This is a genomic window from Streptomyces calvus (genome assembly GCF_006782915.1).
GTDB classification, from domain to species: domain Bacteria; phylum Actinomycetota; class Actinomycetes; order Streptomycetales; family Streptomycetaceae; genus Streptomyces; species Streptomyces calvus.
The window spans coordinates 104,975-119,635 of sequence record NZ_VCNP01000017.1 but is presented as its reverse complement, the minus strand read 5'-3'; the positions used below and the strand labels follow the sequence as shown (position 1 = coordinate 119,635).

Below are 14,661 nucleotides of genomic sequence, written 5' to 3'. Positions count from 1 at the left end.
CCCGCGGCCCCACCGCATCCCGGCCGAGGCGCCGCCGTCCTGATCGCATCCCCGGCACTCGTCGTGAGCGCACGAATGTCAGTGCCGGGCCGTAGGGTGGTCGCGCTATGACGAAGCCCTCACTCCCCGAACTCCTGCACGCTGCCGTCACTGCCGTCGGCGGCACGGAGCGTCCCGGCCAGGTGGCCATGGCCGAAGCCGTCGCCGAGGCGATCGACGACGGAGCCCATCTGCTGGTCCAGGCCGGTACCGGCACCGGAAAGTCGCTGGGCTACCTGGTGCCCGCGCTCGCGCACGGGGAACGAGTCGTCGTGGCCACGGCCACTCTTGCGCTCCAGCGCCAGCTCGTGGAGCGTGACCTTCCGCGCACGGTCGACGCGCTGCATCCGCTGCTGCGCCGCCGTCCGGAGTTCGCGATGCTCAAGGGCCGCTCCAACTACCTGTGCCTGCACCGCCTCCACGAGGGCATGCCGCAGGACGAGGAGGAAGGGCTCTTCGACCAGTTCGAGGCGGCGGCTCCCACCAGCAAGCTGGGCCAGGACCTGCTGCGCCTGCGGGACTGGTCCGACGAGACGGAGACCGGTGACCGGGATGACCTGACCCCGGGTGTCTCCGACCGGGCCTGGTCCCAGGTGTCGGTGTCGTCGCGGGAGTGCCTGGGCGCCACGAAGTGCGCCTACGGCGCCGAGTGCTTCGCCGAGATGGCCCGCGAGCGCGCCAAGCTGGCCGAGGTGGTCGTCACCAATCACGCGCTCCTCGCGATCGACGCCATCGAAGGTGCTCCGGTGCTTCCGCAGCACGAGGTGCTGATCGTCGACGAGGCCCATGAGCTGGTATCCCGGGTCACCGGGGTCGCCACCGGGGAGCTCACCCCGGGACAGGTCAACCGCGCGGTGCGCCGTGCCGCGAAGCTGGTCAACGAGAAGGCCGCCGACCAGCTCCAGACCGCCGCCGAAGGATTCGAGCGGCTGATGGAGCTGGCGCTCCCCGGCCGGCTGGAAGAGATCCCGGAGGATCTCGGATACGCGCTCATGGCGCTGCGCGACGCCTGCCGGACGGTGATCTCCGCGATCGGGGCCACCCGTGACAAGTCCGTGCAGGACGAGGACGCGGTCCGCAAGCAGGCGCTGGCGTCCGTGGAGAGCGTGCACGACGTGGCGGAGCGGATCACCCACGGCTCCGAGTGGGACGTCGTCTGGTACGAGCGCCACGACCGGTTCGGCGCGTCCCTGAGGGTCGCTCCCATGTCCGTCTCCGGTCTGCTGCGGGAGAAACTCTTCACCGACCGTTCCGTCGTGCTGACATCGGCGACGCTGAAGCTGGGCGGTGACTTCAACGGCGTGGGGGCGTCGCTGGGGCTCGGTCCCGAGGGGGCGGAGGGCGACGATCTCCCGCAGTGGAAGGGAGTGGACGTCGGTTCGCCGTTCGACTACCCCAGGCAGGGCATCCTGTACGTCGCGAAGCACCTGGCGCGTCCGGCCCGTGACGGTGACCGCGCGGACATGCTGGACGAGCTCACCGAGCTGATCCAGGCGGCGGGCGGCCGCACGCTGGGGCTGTTCTCGTCGATGCGTGCGGCGCAGCTCGCCGCCGAGGAACTGCGCGTCCGCATCCCCGAGTTCCCGATCCTGCTCCAGGGCGAGGAGACGCTCGGCGAACTGATCAAGAACTTCGCGGCCGATCCCAGAACCTGCCTCTTCGGCACGCTGTCGCTGTGGCAGGGCGTCGATGTGCCGGGTCCGAGCTGCCAGCTGGTGGTGATGGACAAGATCCCGTTCCCGCGCCCGGACGACCCCCTGATGAGCGCCCGCCAGAAGTCCGTTGAGGAGGCCGGCGGCAACGGCTTCATGGCGGTCGCCGCGACCCACGCGGCGCTGCTCATGGCGCAGGGCGCGGGCCGTCTCGTACGGGCTTCGGGAGACCGCGGTGTCGTCGCCGTACTCGACCAGCGGCTGGCGACCGCCCGCTACGGGAGCTATCTGAAGGCTTCGCTGCCGGACTTCTGGTACACCACGGACCGTAACCAGGTCAGGAAGTCGCTGGCCGCGATCGACGCGGCTGCCCAGCAGGCGGAGGCCGAGGCGGAAGCCCGAGAGCAGGCGCAGACGGAAGCGCAGTGACCGGGGCGGTGGCGCGTCGTCCCGCGGCGACACGCCACCGCTCGACGACGGGATCCGGACGACCACCGGCGGGTCGGGTGTCCGTCCGGGCCATCGCCGACCCCGAGTCCGGACAGCACAGGGCCCCGGAACCGGCGCAGGGGTTCCGGGGCCCGGTCAGAGGGCGGGGCGGCGGCGGAAGCCGACCCGCGCTGTGCTCAGACGCGGCGCAGAACGGCCACCACCTTGCCGAGAATGGTCGCGTCGTCGCCGGGGATCGGCTCGTAGGCCGCGTTGTGCGGGAGCAGCCAGACGTGCCCGTCCTCGCGCTTGAAGCGCTTGACGGTCGCCTCGCCGTCGAGCATCGCCGCCACGATGTCCCCGTTCTCGGCGACCGGCTGACGGCGGACCGTGACCCAGTCGCCGTCGCAGATCGCCGCTTCGATCATGGAGTCACCGACGACCTTCAGGACGAACAGCTCGCCGTCGCCGACGAGCTGCCGGGGCAGGGGGAAGACGTCCTCGACGGACTCCTCGGCGAGGATCGGGCCACCGGCGGCGATGCGGCCGACCAGCGGCACATAGGACGCGGCCGGCTTGCCGGCGGTGTCCGTCGGCTGGACGGAGGCGGCCTGGTCGGAACCGCGCACCTCGTAGGCCCGCGGACGGTGCGGATCGCGGCGCAGGAAGCCCTTGCGCTCCAGTGCCATCAGCTGGTGCGCGACGGAGGAGGTGCTGGACAGGCCGACCGCCTGGCCGATCTCACGCATCGAGGGCGGGTAGCCCCGCCGCTGCACCGAGTCCCTGATGACTTCGATCACTCGGCGCTGGCGATCGGTGAGTCCGGAGCTGTCAGCCCGGATGCCGGGAGGTCGGCCCGGCAGGGAGCGCTTGTGCCCCTCGGGATTGGTGGCTTCGTTCATCGCATGTACCGGCTCGAGTCGGCCCTGGGAGCGGTCCTGGGCGGTAATGGCGGCACTGTCTGCGGTGGTGGTCACGTCGGCCCCTCTCGATGGTCTCCCTGCAGCACAACGGTAGATGCTTTCGAAAGGTTGCGCCAAACACACGTTCGAGTGAAAAAACGCGAATTCCCTTACGCAATCTCTCGTCGCCATGTATTGGCTGTGACGACTCCCGCCGGACAAACGGGCCTATTGTTGTACTCTTCACCGCCGGGGCGATGACCTGCTGCATTGCGGGGTCCAGTCTGCCATCGGGCGTCCCGGGGCGCGGGGAGAGGCCCTCGCTCTCTTCGGGAGCCGCACGCCTCCTCCCCGCCTCGGCCACCGCATCTCCTCATTCGCGTGGAGTTCCCGGAGGAGTGGGGCGGGCGCGCGCGGGTACCGCGGAGGCGGAAGCGGCGCGGCGCCCGCTCCGATCGGCGCGACACGCGTGCCGGGCACGGATGTATGCGCCAATCCCCACATCTAGTGGTTGGATTGCAACAGCAGCCCAGAAGTTGTGGTCCCCCGGGTCTTCGCGCCCTCTGCGATCGCCTATGCTGGTGCTGCTTCGTGAGGCCCAAGAGGCCTGGCGAGGTCATTGAGTCTGCTGTGAGGAAGGTAGGGAGTTCATGCACTGCCCCTTCTGCAGGCACCCCGACAGCCGTGTCGTCGACAGCCGTACGACCGACGACGGCACGTCGATCCGCAGGCGCCGCCAGTGTCCGGACTGCTCCCGTCGTTTCACGACCGTGGAGACGTGTTCGCTCATGGTGGTCAAGCGGTCCGGAGTCACCGAGCCGTTCAGCCGCACCAAGATCATCAACGGTGTGCGCAAGGCATGCCAGGGGCGGCCCGTCACCGAGGACGCCCTGGCGCAGCTCGGCCAGCGGGTCGAGGAGGCGGTGCGGGCCACCGGAAGTGCCGAGCTGACCACTCATGACGTGGGGCTGGCCATACTCGGCCCGTTGCAGGAGCTCGACCTCGTCGCCTATCTGCGGTTCGCGTCCGTCTACCGGGCGTTCGACTCGCTGGAGGACTTCGAGGCGGCGATCGCGGAACTCCGGCGGGCGGAACGGCCCGCCGAGGGCGACGGGGACGGCGAGGGGGCCGGCCCGGGGAGCCAGGAAGACGACAGCGGGTCCGGAGGGGCCGTCCAGGTCCCCGAACCCGCCACCGCCGCCGGCTGACCGGCGGGCGGTCCCGCGCGTCAGGTGCGGGAACCGGCCGGACGGCGGCGATGAAGAAGACCTGTTGCGGGCAGGCGAGTGGGCGCCCGCAGCATCAGACAGAACACCGTGTCTCGGGAACATCGGGGCACTTCAGGGCGTTTTCGCCCGTACAGGGAGGCGGCATGACAGAGACGGCGAGCGGTCCGGCACGGAGTTCCCGAGCCAAGAGCAACAAGGCCGGCAAGGGACTGCGTGTCGAGCGCGTCCACACCACTCCCGGAGTCCACCCCTACGACGAGGTGGCCTGGGAGCGCCGTGACGTCGTCATGACCAACTGGCGCGACGGCTCGGTCAACTTCGAGCAGCGCGGCGTCGAGTTCCCCGACTTCTGGTCGGTGAACGCGGTCAACATCGTCACCAGCAAGTACTTCCGCGGTGCCGTGGGCACCCCGCAGCGCGAGACCAGCCTCAAGCAGCTGATCGACCGCATCGTGAAGACGTACCGGAAGGCCGGTGAGGACAACAAGTACTTCGCCTCGCCCGCCGACGCCGAGATCTTCGAGCACGAGCTGGCGTACGCCCTCCTGCACCAGATCTTCAGCTTCAACAGCCCCGTGTGGTTCAACGTGGGCACGCCTCAGCCCCAGCAGGTGTCCGCCTGCTTCATCCTGTCCGTCGACGACTCCATGGAGTCGATCCTCGACTGGTACAAGGAAGAGGGCATGATCTTCAAGGGCGGCTCCGGCGCCGGCCTGAACCTGTCCCGGATCCGCTCCTCCAAGGAACTGCTGTCCTCCGGCGGCAACGCCTCCGGTCCGGTCTCCTTCATGCGCGGAGCCGACGCCTCCGCCGGAACGATCAAGTCCGGTGGTGCCACCCGCCGCGCCGCCAAGATGGTCGTCCTCGACGTGGACCACCCGGACATCGAGGACTTCATCGAGACCAAGGTCAAGGAAGAGGAGAAGATCCGCGTCCTGCGTGACGCGGGCTTCGACATGGACCTGGGCGGCGACGACATCACGTCCGTCCAGTACCAGAACGCCAACAACTCGGTCCGCGTCAACGACGAGTTCATGCAGGCGGTCGAGCAGGGCGGCAAGTTCGGCCTGCGCGCCCGGATGACCGGCGAGGTCATCGAGGAGGTCGACGCCAAGGCGCTCTTCCGCAAGATCGCCGAGGCCGCCTGGGCCTGCGCCGACCCCGGCATCCAGTACGACGGCGTCATCAACAACTGGCACACCTGCCCCGAGTCCGGCCGGATCACCGCGTCGAACCCGTGCAGCGAGTACATGCACCTGGACAACACGTCCTGCAACCTGGCCTCGCTGAACCTGATGAAGTTCCTCAAGGACGACGGCAAGGGCAACCAGTCGTTCGAGACCGAGCGCTTCCAGAAGGTCGTCGAGCTGGTCATCACCGCGATGGACATCTCGATCTGCTTCGCGGACTTCCCGACCCAGAAGATCGGCGAGAACACCCGCGCCTTCCGCCAGCTCGGCATCGGCTACGCCAACCTCGGCGCCCTGCTGATGGCGACCGGCCACGCCTACGACTCCGACGGCGGCCGCGCCCTCGCCGGTGCCATCACCTCCCTGATGACCGGCACGGCCTACCGGCGCTCCGCCGAACTCGCCGCGATCGTCGGCCCGTACGACGGTTACGCCCGCAACGCCGACGCCCACAAGCGCGTCATGCAGCAGCACGCCGACGCCAACGGCACCGCCGTCCGCATGGACGACCTGGACACCCCGGTGTGGGCGGCCGCCACCGAGGCCTGGCAGGACGTGGTCCGCCTCGGCGAGAAGAACGGCTTCCGCAACTCCCAGGCGTCCGTGCTCGCCCCGACCGGCACCATCGGTCTGGCGATGTCCTGCGACACCACCGGTGTCGAGCCCGACCTGGCGCTGGTGAAGTTCAAGAAGCTCGTCGGCGGCGGCTCGATGCAGATCGTCAACGGCACCGTCCCGCAGGCCCTGCGCCGCCTGGGCTACCAGGAGGAGCAGATCGAGGCGATCGTCGCCCACATCGCCGACCACGGCAATGTGATCGACGCCCCCGGTCTCAAGCAGGAGCACTACGAGGTGTTCGACTGCGCCATGGGCGAGCGCGCCATCTCCCCGATGGGCCACGTCCGCATGATGGCCGCGATCCAGCCCTGGATCTCCGGTGCCATCTCCAAGACGGTCAACATGCCGGAGACGGCGACCGTCGAGGAGGTCGAGGAGATCTACTTCGAGGCCTGGAAGCTGGGCGTCAAGGCGCTCGCCATCTACCGCGACAACTGCAAGGTCGGCCAGCCGCTCTCCGCCAAGACCAAGGAGAAGGAGAAGGCCGAGATCACCGAGAAGGCCGAGGAGACGATCCGTACCGCGGTCGAGAAGGTGGTCGAGTACCGCCCGGTCCGCAAGCGTCTCCCGAAGGGTCGTCCCGGCATCACCACTTCCTTCACGGTCGGCGGCGCCGAGGGCTACATGACCGCCAACTCCTACCCGGACGACGGTCTCGGCGAGGTCTTCCTGAAGATGTCCAAGCAGGGCTCCACCCTCGCGGGCATGATGGACGCCTTCTCCATCGCCGTCTCGGTCGGCCTCCAGTACGGCGTGCCGCTGGAGACGTACGTCTCGAAGTTCACCAACATGCGCTTCGAGCCGGCCGGCATGACGGACGACCCGGACGTGCGGATGGCGCAGTCGATCGTCGACTACATCTTCCGCCGCCTGGCGCTGGACTTCCTGCCCTTCGAGACGCGCTCCGCGCTCGGCATCCACTCCGCCGAGGAGCGCCAGCGCCACCTGGAGACCGGCTCGTACGAGCCGGCGGACGACGAGGTCGACGTCGAGGGTCTGGCCCAGTCGGCGCCGCGTGCCCAGGAGCTGAAGGCGGTCGCCACGCCGAAGGCCGAGGCCGAGGCGGCCAAGCCCGCCCCGAAGCAGGCGCACACCAGCGCCGAGCTGGTGGAGATGCAGCTGGGCATCCAGGCCGACGCCCCGCTGTGCTTCTCCTGCGGTACGAAGATGCAGCGGGCCGGTTCCTGCTACATCTGCGAGGGCTGCGGCTCGACGAGCGGCTGCAGCTGACGCCTCCGGGCGGCGACGCCCGGTGCGCGGTGCGTGAATGAATGAGGGCGGTGGTGCCGGTCAACGGCACCACCGCCCTCGACGTCGCTCGACGTCCGGCACCGGCGTCAGGCGAAGGCCCGGCGGCGCCCGTCCGGTGTCACGACCGGCGCGCCGCACCCATCGCGCGCGGGAACTCCGCCGGATCGCCCTCGAAGCCCTGGACCCCGGAGCGGAACTCCCAGGCACCCGAACCGTCCCGGACGAACTCGGCGACCGTCGCCGCCGTGGCCCCGGGGACCCCGCCGAAGTCGTCCTCGGCCAGGACCGTGTAGCCCTCGCGGATGCGCAGACCGGGGTTGCCCACACCGGAGAACGTCCGCTCCGCCTGGTGCTGCTGTATGACGACACCGACCACCACACGCGTGTACCGCCGGTCGAGCCGGTCCAGCTCCAGGATCATGACCTCGTCATAGCCGAAGCCCTTGCCGTCCTGGCTGTCCCGGCTGAGCGTGATGGTGCCGTCCGGGGAGCGACTGTCGAAGTGCACCACATAGGCGGGATCGCCATGCGGGTCGTCCGCCGTATAGGGCGCTGCCACAAGGTCCAGGTCGGTGGAGGGCTGCCCCGCCGGACTCGGGTCCCACCTCAGCGCGATCTCGACCTTGCGGATGCCCTTGTTCAGGCCGTTCACCAGTCTTCCCCTTCCCCGTGACCGTACTGTCGGCACACCCCAACTGCCGGAGCACCCCGGCAGGTTGTCCATCCTGCCACGCGCAAGGTCCGGGGCGCCGGGAAGCAGTCCGGCCGAGGGCGACCGGCGCCGCGCTCCCTGGCCTTACGATGGCGCGGTGCTGGTCAAGTGGATTCGCTGCACCGTGGTGAACCGCCGCGGGTTCGAGCGGGGGCAGCGAAAGTGGGCGGGGCTTCTGGGGGAGCCGGGGTTTCGCGGGCAGGGCGGAGGATGGAGCCGGGGGCGGCCGGACGTGGCGCACATCTTCTCGTTCTGGGAGAGCCGCGCCTTCTACGACTCCTTCATGGCACGCTCCCACGACCGGCTGGCCTCGGCGCAGGCGGGCACTTTCAAGGACGCCCAGGTCAGACTGTTCGACCACCGTTTCGACGTGAAGACCGGCTTCGAACCGCGCTTCACGGACGCCGACCTGCTCAGGGTGGCGCTGTGCCGGGTCCACGAGGAGCGGGCCGAGCACTTCGTGCGGATGCAGGAGAAGGTCTGGAACCCGGCCATGGCGGGCTCACCGGGCATGATCAGAGGGCTGTTCGGCGAGGCGCCGGGAAACGAGTTCCTGGTGCTGTCGATGTGGCGATCGGCCGCAGAGCACGGCAAGTACCGCACCGAGCGGGTCGAACGCCTCGCCCTGCGGGCCCAGACGGAGGCCGACATCGCGGCGCTCGCCGGGGACGTCGTGGACATGGAAGCGGCCTGGACGGTGTGACTGCCGGACGCGCAGATCGTGCGCCCACGGGTGGCATCCGGTGCGGGAGATGTGTGACCTACGCCGTACGAGGCCCGCGCGAGTGCTCGCCGGGCCGTCACCCGATCTAGGGTTTCGGCATGGCACGACCACGGCGCATCGTCCTTGTCCGGCACGGCGAATCGACGGGCAATGTCGACGACTCCGTCTACGAACGCGAACCCGATCACGCGCTGGCCCTGACCGAACGGGGCAGGCGGCAGGCGGAGGAGACGGGGGAGCGGCTGCGGGCACTGTTCGGCCGCGAGCGCGTCAGCGTCTACGTCTCTCCCTACCGCCGCACGCACCAGACGCTCACCGCCTTCGGCCTCGACCCGGCGCTGATACGCGTGCGTGAGGAGCCCAGGCTGCGCGAGCAGGACTGGGGCAACTGGCAGGACCGCGAGGACGTGCGCCTGCAGAAGGCCTACCGTGACGCGTACGGGCACTTCTTCTACCGCTTCGCCCAGGGCGAGTCCGGAGCGGATGTCTACGACCGGGTCGGCGGCTTCCTGGAAAGCCTGTTCCGCAGCTTCGAGGCCCCCGATCACCCGCCGAACGTCCTGATCGTCACCCACGGCCTGGCGATGCGGCTGTTCTGCATGCGGTGGTTCCACTGGACCGTGGCGGAGTTCGAGTCGCTGTCCAACCCGGGGAACGCCGAGATGCGGATGCTCGTCCTGGGGGATGACGGCAAGTACACCCTCGACCGGCCCTTCCAACGCTGGCGGGATCCGGAACCGTACGGAATCACCGGGTAGACCGCGGGCCACCGGATAGAGTGGCAGGGCGATGACCGCTGATTCCTCTTCCGCCGGGCGCCTGGACCGCGCCCTGGCCAGCCTGCGCGGACTGTCGGTGGGTGACGCGCTCGGCTCACAGTTCTTCGTTCCCGTGAACTACCCGTTGCTCAAGCGACGCGAGCTGCCGTCCGGCACCTGGCAGTGGACCGACGACACGGAAATGGCGTGCTCGGTCGTCGCCGTCCTGGCCACGCACCACCGGATCGACCAGGACGCCCTCGCCCGCTCCTTCGCCGAGCACCACGACTTCGACCGCGGCTACGGACCCGCGGTGGGCCGGCTGCTGCGCCTGGTCCGCGAGGGCGGTGACTGGCGGGAACTCGCCGCGGCGCTGTTCAACGGGCAGGGGTCGTGGGGCAACGGAGCGGCGATGCGGATCGCGCCGCTCGGCGCCTGGTACGCGGACGATCCCGAGCAGGCCATCCACCAGGCCGAGATCTCCGCCTACTGCACCCATCAGCACCGCGAGGCCGTGGTCGGCGCCATGGCCGTCGCCGCGGCGGCCGCGCTCGCCGCCGGACCCGACGGACCGCCCCCGGCCAAGGCCCTGCTCGACGGCGTCATCGCGCTGGTGCCCGCGAGGAGCGCGGTCGGTGCCGGGCTGCGCCGGGCCCGGGACATGCTCGACTACGGTGACGCCGGCACCGTGGCGGCCGTACTGGGCTGCGGACGGCGTACGACGGCGCACGACACCGTGCCCTTCGCTCTCTGGTCGGCCGCCCGGTCCCTCGGTGACTACGAGCGGGCCTTCTGGACCACCGCGCAGGTGGGCGGGGACGTGGACACGAACTGCGCGATCGTGGGCGGGGTGATCGCGGCCGGCACGGCGGGGACGCCGCCCGTCGAGTGGGCCGACCGGGTCGAGCCGCTCCCGGGCTGGATGACCGCCGCGCTCTGAGGAAACCCGGTTCGGAACTCTCCGTACATCCCGGGAACTCTGCGTGACCACCCGTCCGTTGTCGAAGCATCCACCGCCTGGATCATGAGGCGTGACACGTGTACACGCGGTGGGGAGTCGGGCGGGACTTTTGTGAGAGAGGGGGACCGCGGTGGGAGTGGTGGCGACGCTGTCCCTGCTGGCGCTCGTACTGGCGATGCTCGTGCTGCGGGTTCCGGTGTTGCGGCTCGCAGGGCGGCCCGGTGCGCCCCTGGCGACGCCTGGGACGTCGGCCGGAGGGCTGCCGGGCCGCACCTGCGGAATCCGCTTGTCAGCCGATACCCGGTCCGGCAGAGCCGGACAGCGCCTCCAGGTCGCTCTTGCGGACCCGGATGACCAACCATGCCGTGGCCAGGGCGAGTACGGCCATCGCGGCGGCCGGGACGAAGGCCGTCGAGATGCCCTGCGCGAGCACCTCGTGCCCCCAGGGAGCGGGCAGCTGGTGCGTCTGGGCGAACTCCGCCTTCTGCTCCGGCGTCGCCTCGGCGAGGAAGTGCGCCACCTGCTTCTCGCCCTCGTCCCTGCTGGCCGTCCCGAACACCGTCGTCAGCAGGGCCAGGCCCACCGAGCCGCCCACCTGCTGGGTGGCGTTGAGCAGCCCGGACGCGGCACCGGCCTCGTGCTGGGCCACCCCGGAGACCGCGGTGAGCGTCAGCGTCACGAAGTTCAGGCCCATGCCGAAGCCGAAGACCAGCATCGGGCCCAGGATGCCGCTGACGTAGGAGCTGTCGGAGCTGATCAGCGTCTGCCAGGCCAGTCCGACCGCGGCGAGCGTCGAACCGATGAGCATGAACGGCTTGGGACCGAAGACGGGCAGGAACCGCTGCGACAGCCCCGCTCCCAGGGCGATCACGACCGTCACCGGAAGGAAGGCCAGGCCGGCCTCGATCGGGCTGTATCCGAGCACGTTCTGCACGAAGAGGACGATGTAGAAGAACATGCCGAACATCGCCGCGGCCAGGCTGAGCATGATCACATACGTGCCCGAGCGGTTGCGGTCGGCGAACATCCGCAGCGGGGTGATCGGCTCCTTGGCCCGGGACTCGATCAGCGCGAAAGCCGCGAGCAGCACCACGGCGGCCGCGAAGGAACCGATGGTCAGGCTGTCCCGCCAGCCCTCCTCCGCCGCCCGGATGAAGCCGTAGACGAGCGAGGCCATACCGGCCGTCGAGGTCACCGCGCCCGCGATGTCGAATCGGCCGGTGTGGCGCTCGGACTCGTTGATGTACATCGGCGTCAGCACGGCGATCAGCAGGCCGATCGGCACATTGACGAAGAGCACCCACCGCCAGTCGAGCCACTCGGTGAGCATGCCGCCCGCGAGCAGTCCGATGGCGCCGCCGCCCGCGGAGACGGCGGCGAAGACGCCGAAGGCGCGGTTGCGCTCGGGTCCCTCCGGGAACGTGGTGGTGATGAGTGCCAGGGAGGTGGGCGAGGCGATCGCACCGCCCACGCCCTGGAGGACACGTGCGGCGAGCAGCTGCCACGGCTCCTGGGCGAGCCCGCCGAGCAGCGAGGCGAGGGTGAACAGCAGGATGCCGCTCAGGAAGACGCGGCGGCGGCCGAGGATGTCGCCCGCCCGGCCGCCGAGCAGCAGCAGACCGCCGAACGTCAGGGTGTAGGAGCTGACCACCCAGGTGAGGTCGGTGGTGCTGAACTCGAGAGCGTTCTGGATGTGCGGCAGCGCGATATTCACAATCGTCGCGTCGAGTACCACCATGAGTTGGCAGGCCGCGATGACCGCGAGTGCGATGCCGGGGTGTCCGTCCCGGCGGGCCGCACCTGGCTTTTTGTCCTGGATCAAAGGAGAGGTTGTCACTATGGGTCCCCCACGAGTGCGTCAGTGAACGCTCGCGTTCACTGTTGCGTCAACGGTAGGAGTCCCCGACAGTGAACGCAAGCGTTCACTTATTGGGCCGTCGCCCGGTGCGTCCCCCTCAGTCGCCGCGCGGCAGGTGCTCGATCCCCGAAATGCCCGCTTCCACTGCTCGTTGGAGAGAGTCAGATGGTTACTTCGAGCTGGGTGGCCGCCCACGCTCAGACCGCCGCGTCCCGTCGCCGTGGTCCCGTGCTGGAACGCGCCATCCTGGACGCTGCCCTGGAGCAGCTCAGTACGGTCGGCTGGAACGGTCTGACGATGGAAGGGGTCGCCGCGGGAGCCCAGACCGGGAAGGCCGCGGTCTACCGGCGCTGGCCGTCCAAGGAGGACCTGGTCGCCGACGCCCTGCGGGCCGGCCTGCCCCGTTTCGACGCCGTACCGGACCTGGGCAACGTGCGCGACGATCTGCTGGACCTGTGCCGGCGGGCGCGTGACGCGATGTTCTCGCAGTCGGGACTCGCCGTCCGTTCGGTAATTCACGAATGCGACGCCGCGCAGGCTGAGCGTTTCCACGGCGTCATCTTCGCGGGGGTCGTCGAGCCCACCATCGAGATGCTGCGCCAGGTGATCGAGCGCGGAATCGAGCGGGGAGAGGTGCGCGCCGATGCGGCGAACGGATACGTCTTCGACGCCATCCCGGCGATGATGATGTACCGATCGAAGATGTGCGGCAGCGAATGGTCGGACATTGATCTGGAGGAGATGATCGACCAGTTGATGGTTCCGCTGCTGCGCCGGAGCGCATCCTGAGCCGGGCGGGACACGGACACCGATGTCACTCGGGGAACCGGGGTGTCGCGGGCTGATCCCGGCGGCGTACGCTAAGGGCGCCATGCCGTACGAACCACCTACTCACACCGTCGAGCGCTCTCTTCGCGCCACGACCGGGGCGAAGATCGTTGCAGGTGTCGACGAGGTGGGGCGTGGCGCGTGGGCCGGCCCCGTCACCGTCTGCGCGGCGGTCACCGGACTGCGCCGGCCCCCGGAGGGTCTCACCGACTCCAAGCTCCTCACCGTCAAACGGCGCACCGAACTCGCCGAGGTGCTCCAGGGATGGGTCACCTCCTACGCCCTGGGGCACGCCTCCCCCGAGGAGATCGACGACCTGGGGATGACCGCGGCCCTGCGGCTGGCGGCCGTACGGGCGTTGGAGGAACTGCCGGTCCGTCCGGACGCGGTGATACTCGACGGCAAGCACGACTATCTCGGAACCCCCTGGAAGGTCCGCACGGTGATCAAGGGCGATCAGTCGTGCGTGGCCGTGGCGGCGGCGTCCGTGATCGCCAAGGTTCAGCGCGACAAAATGATGGCCGAACTGGGCATGGACCATGCAGACTTCGGTTTCGCGGACAACGCCGGGTATCCGTCGCCCGTGCACAAGGCCGCACTGGAGGTCCGGGGCCCCACCCCGTACCACCGGTTGTCGTGGGCGTATCTTGATGCGCTGCCCCAGTGGCGGCACCTCAAGAAGGTCCGCAGCTGGACGGGCAGCAGCGTTCCGGAAATCGAAGGTCAGCTCGGCTTCGACTTCTGACCGAACGGCTCGTACTGATGTGCCACCCGGCAGTGCGAGCCGCACCAGCGTTTGATAAAAATCAGCCCATGCCTCTCATTCCCGAGGAGCCTCAGATTCACGAGAGTGCCCAGGGTCCCCGCGCCACGCCGGCCAGCGGCCGCACCGCGCCGACCCCTCGCCCCGTACCCGGTCCCCGCCCCGCGGCTCCGTCGCGTCCCGGTCGTCCCGGCCCGCCGCGGCCCGCGCCGCCGGTGCAGCGCGCGGCGCGTGACGCGGCCGAGCCCGGCCCCTCGGGCCCGTCCGCGCCCGCCAAGGCCACCCCGCAGATCCAGTTGATCCCGGCCTCGGTCCAGGGGGCGCTCGACGCCGCCGAAGAAGCCGTGGACCTGCTGCTGGACTCCGGTCGTTCCCCCGGTGACGTGCTGGTGATCACCACCGGCGAGCCTCACCCGTGGGCCACCCACGAACTGTCCTTCGGCGAAGCCTCCTACTGGGCCCAGCACGACGCCGGCGACGACATCTTCTACGCGGACGCCCAGGTCGCGGACCGCGCCGGTGAGCGGCCCGTCGTCGTGGTCGCCGTCAATGGCGGACCGGAGTCCGTGACCGCATCCGCCCTGGCGGTGGCGCACGCACGGGCCGGCGCCCTGCTGATCGTCTGCGGTGACCCGCAGCGGATCAACTCGGTGCTGGGCGCGGGAGTCTGAGCCGGACTCCTCGGCGTCCGGGCGGACACCAGGGGTGACGTGAGCGCCGCCACCGCGGCGGTCGTCGACTCGGATG

The 14,661-nt window shown here is 69.7% G+C and carries 12 protein-coding genes; 9 read left to right on the top strand and 3 right to left on the bottom strand.

The genetic code is table 11. The features are described 5' to 3' along the window. Window positions 1–107: 107 nt before the first annotated feature. The gene (locus FGW31_RS08340) at window positions 108–2,120 is read left to right on the top strand and encodes an ATP-dependent DNA helicase (RefSeq protein ID WP_142192735.1); all 2,013 of its coding nucleotides are present in this window, start codon (window positions 108–110) and stop codon (window positions 2,118–2,120) included. 197 nt (window positions 2,121–2,317) lie between these two features. Here the strand turns inward: FGW31_RS08340 and lexA are convergent, their stop codons facing one another. Next, window positions 2,318–3,097, bottom strand: coding sequence for a transcriptional repressor LexA (gene lexA / locus FGW31_RS08335; protein WP_030845416.1), 780 nt, complete (start codon window positions 3,095–3,097; stop codon window positions 2,318–2,320). A gap of 575 nt (window positions 3,098–3,672) precedes the next feature. Here lexA and nrdR point away from each other — a divergent pair. Continuing rightward, on the top strand, window positions 3,673–4,230 hold the full coding sequence (gene nrdR / locus FGW31_RS08330; protein ID WP_142192734.1) for a transcriptional regulator NrdR: 558 nt from the start codon (window positions 3,673–3,675) through the stop codon (window positions 4,228–4,230). A gap of 164 nt (window positions 4,231–4,394) precedes the next feature. Then, window positions 4,395–7,289 carry a vitamin B12-dependent ribonucleotide reductase gene (locus tag FGW31_RS08325; RefSeq protein ID WP_142192733.1) on the top strand — a complete coding sequence of 965 codons (2,895 nt, stop codon included), beginning with the start codon at window positions 4,395–4,397 and terminating at the stop codon, window positions 7,287–7,289. Between the two features lie 139 nt (window positions 7,290–7,428). On the opposite strand, the gene FGW31_RS08320 is transcribed toward FGW31_RS08325, so the two are convergent. Beyond that, window positions 7,429–7,962: a TerD family protein gene (locus tag FGW31_RS08320; RefSeq protein ID WP_142192732.1), complete on the bottom strand. Its 534-nt coding sequence runs from the start codon at window positions 7,960–7,962 to the stop codon at window positions 7,429–7,431. 157 nt (window positions 7,963–8,119) lie between these two features. Here FGW31_RS08320 and FGW31_RS08315 point away from each other — a divergent pair, with 157 nt between their 5' ends. The 3 genes from FGW31_RS08315 to FGW31_RS08305 all read left to right on the top strand — a co-directional run bounded on the left by FGW31_RS08315 (window position 8,120) and on the right by FGW31_RS08305 (window position 10,444). Further along, window positions 8,120–8,725 (top strand): YdbC family protein, encoded by a 606-nt coding sequence (locus FGW31_RS08315; protein WP_142192731.1) that lies wholly within the window; start codon window positions 8,120–8,122, stop codon window positions 8,723–8,725. A 119-nt stretch (window positions 8,726–8,844) separates the two neighbouring features. After that, the gene (locus tag FGW31_RS08310) at window positions 8,845–9,504 is read left to right on the top strand and encodes a histidine phosphatase family protein (RefSeq protein WP_142192730.1); all 660 of its coding nucleotides are present in this window, start codon (window positions 8,845–8,847) and stop codon (window positions 9,502–9,504) included. A gap of 31 nt (window positions 9,505–9,535) precedes the next feature. After that, a complete protein-coding gene (locus FGW31_RS08305) occupies window positions 9,536–10,444 on the top strand; it encodes an ADP-ribosylglycohydrolase family protein (RefSeq protein ID WP_142192729.1) in 909 nt (302 codons plus the stop codon). A 310-nt stretch (window positions 10,445–10,754) separates the two neighbouring features. Here FGW31_RS08305 and FGW31_RS08300 read toward each other — a convergent pair whose 3' ends face one another. After that, on the bottom strand, window positions 10,755–12,302 hold the full coding sequence (locus FGW31_RS08300; RefSeq protein WP_142192728.1) for an MFS transporter: 1,548 nt from the start codon (window positions 12,300–12,302) through the stop codon (window positions 10,755–10,757). A 186-nt stretch (window positions 12,303–12,488) separates the two neighbouring features. Here FGW31_RS08300 and FGW31_RS08295 point away from each other — a divergent pair, with 186 nt between their 5' ends. The 3 genes from FGW31_RS08295 to FGW31_RS08285 all read left to right on the top strand — a co-directional run bounded on the left by FGW31_RS08295 (window position 12,489) and on the right by FGW31_RS08285 (window position 14,585). Continuing rightward, entirely contained in the window at window positions 12,489–13,112 is a 624-nt protein-coding gene (locus FGW31_RS08295) for a TetR/AcrR family transcriptional regulator (protein WP_142192727.1), read from the top strand. 82 nt (window positions 13,113–13,194) lie between these two features. Further along, window positions 13,195–13,896 carry a ribonuclease HII gene (locus FGW31_RS08290; protein ID WP_142192726.1) on the top strand — a complete coding sequence of 234 codons (702 nt, stop codon included), beginning with the start codon at window positions 13,195–13,197 and terminating at the stop codon, window positions 13,894–13,896. Between the two features lie 68 nt (window positions 13,897–13,964). Next, window positions 13,965–14,585, top strand: coding sequence for a hypothetical protein (locus FGW31_RS08285; protein WP_142192725.1), 621 nt, complete (start codon window positions 13,965–13,967; stop codon window positions 14,583–14,585). Window positions 14,586–14,661 lie beyond the last annotated feature (76 nt).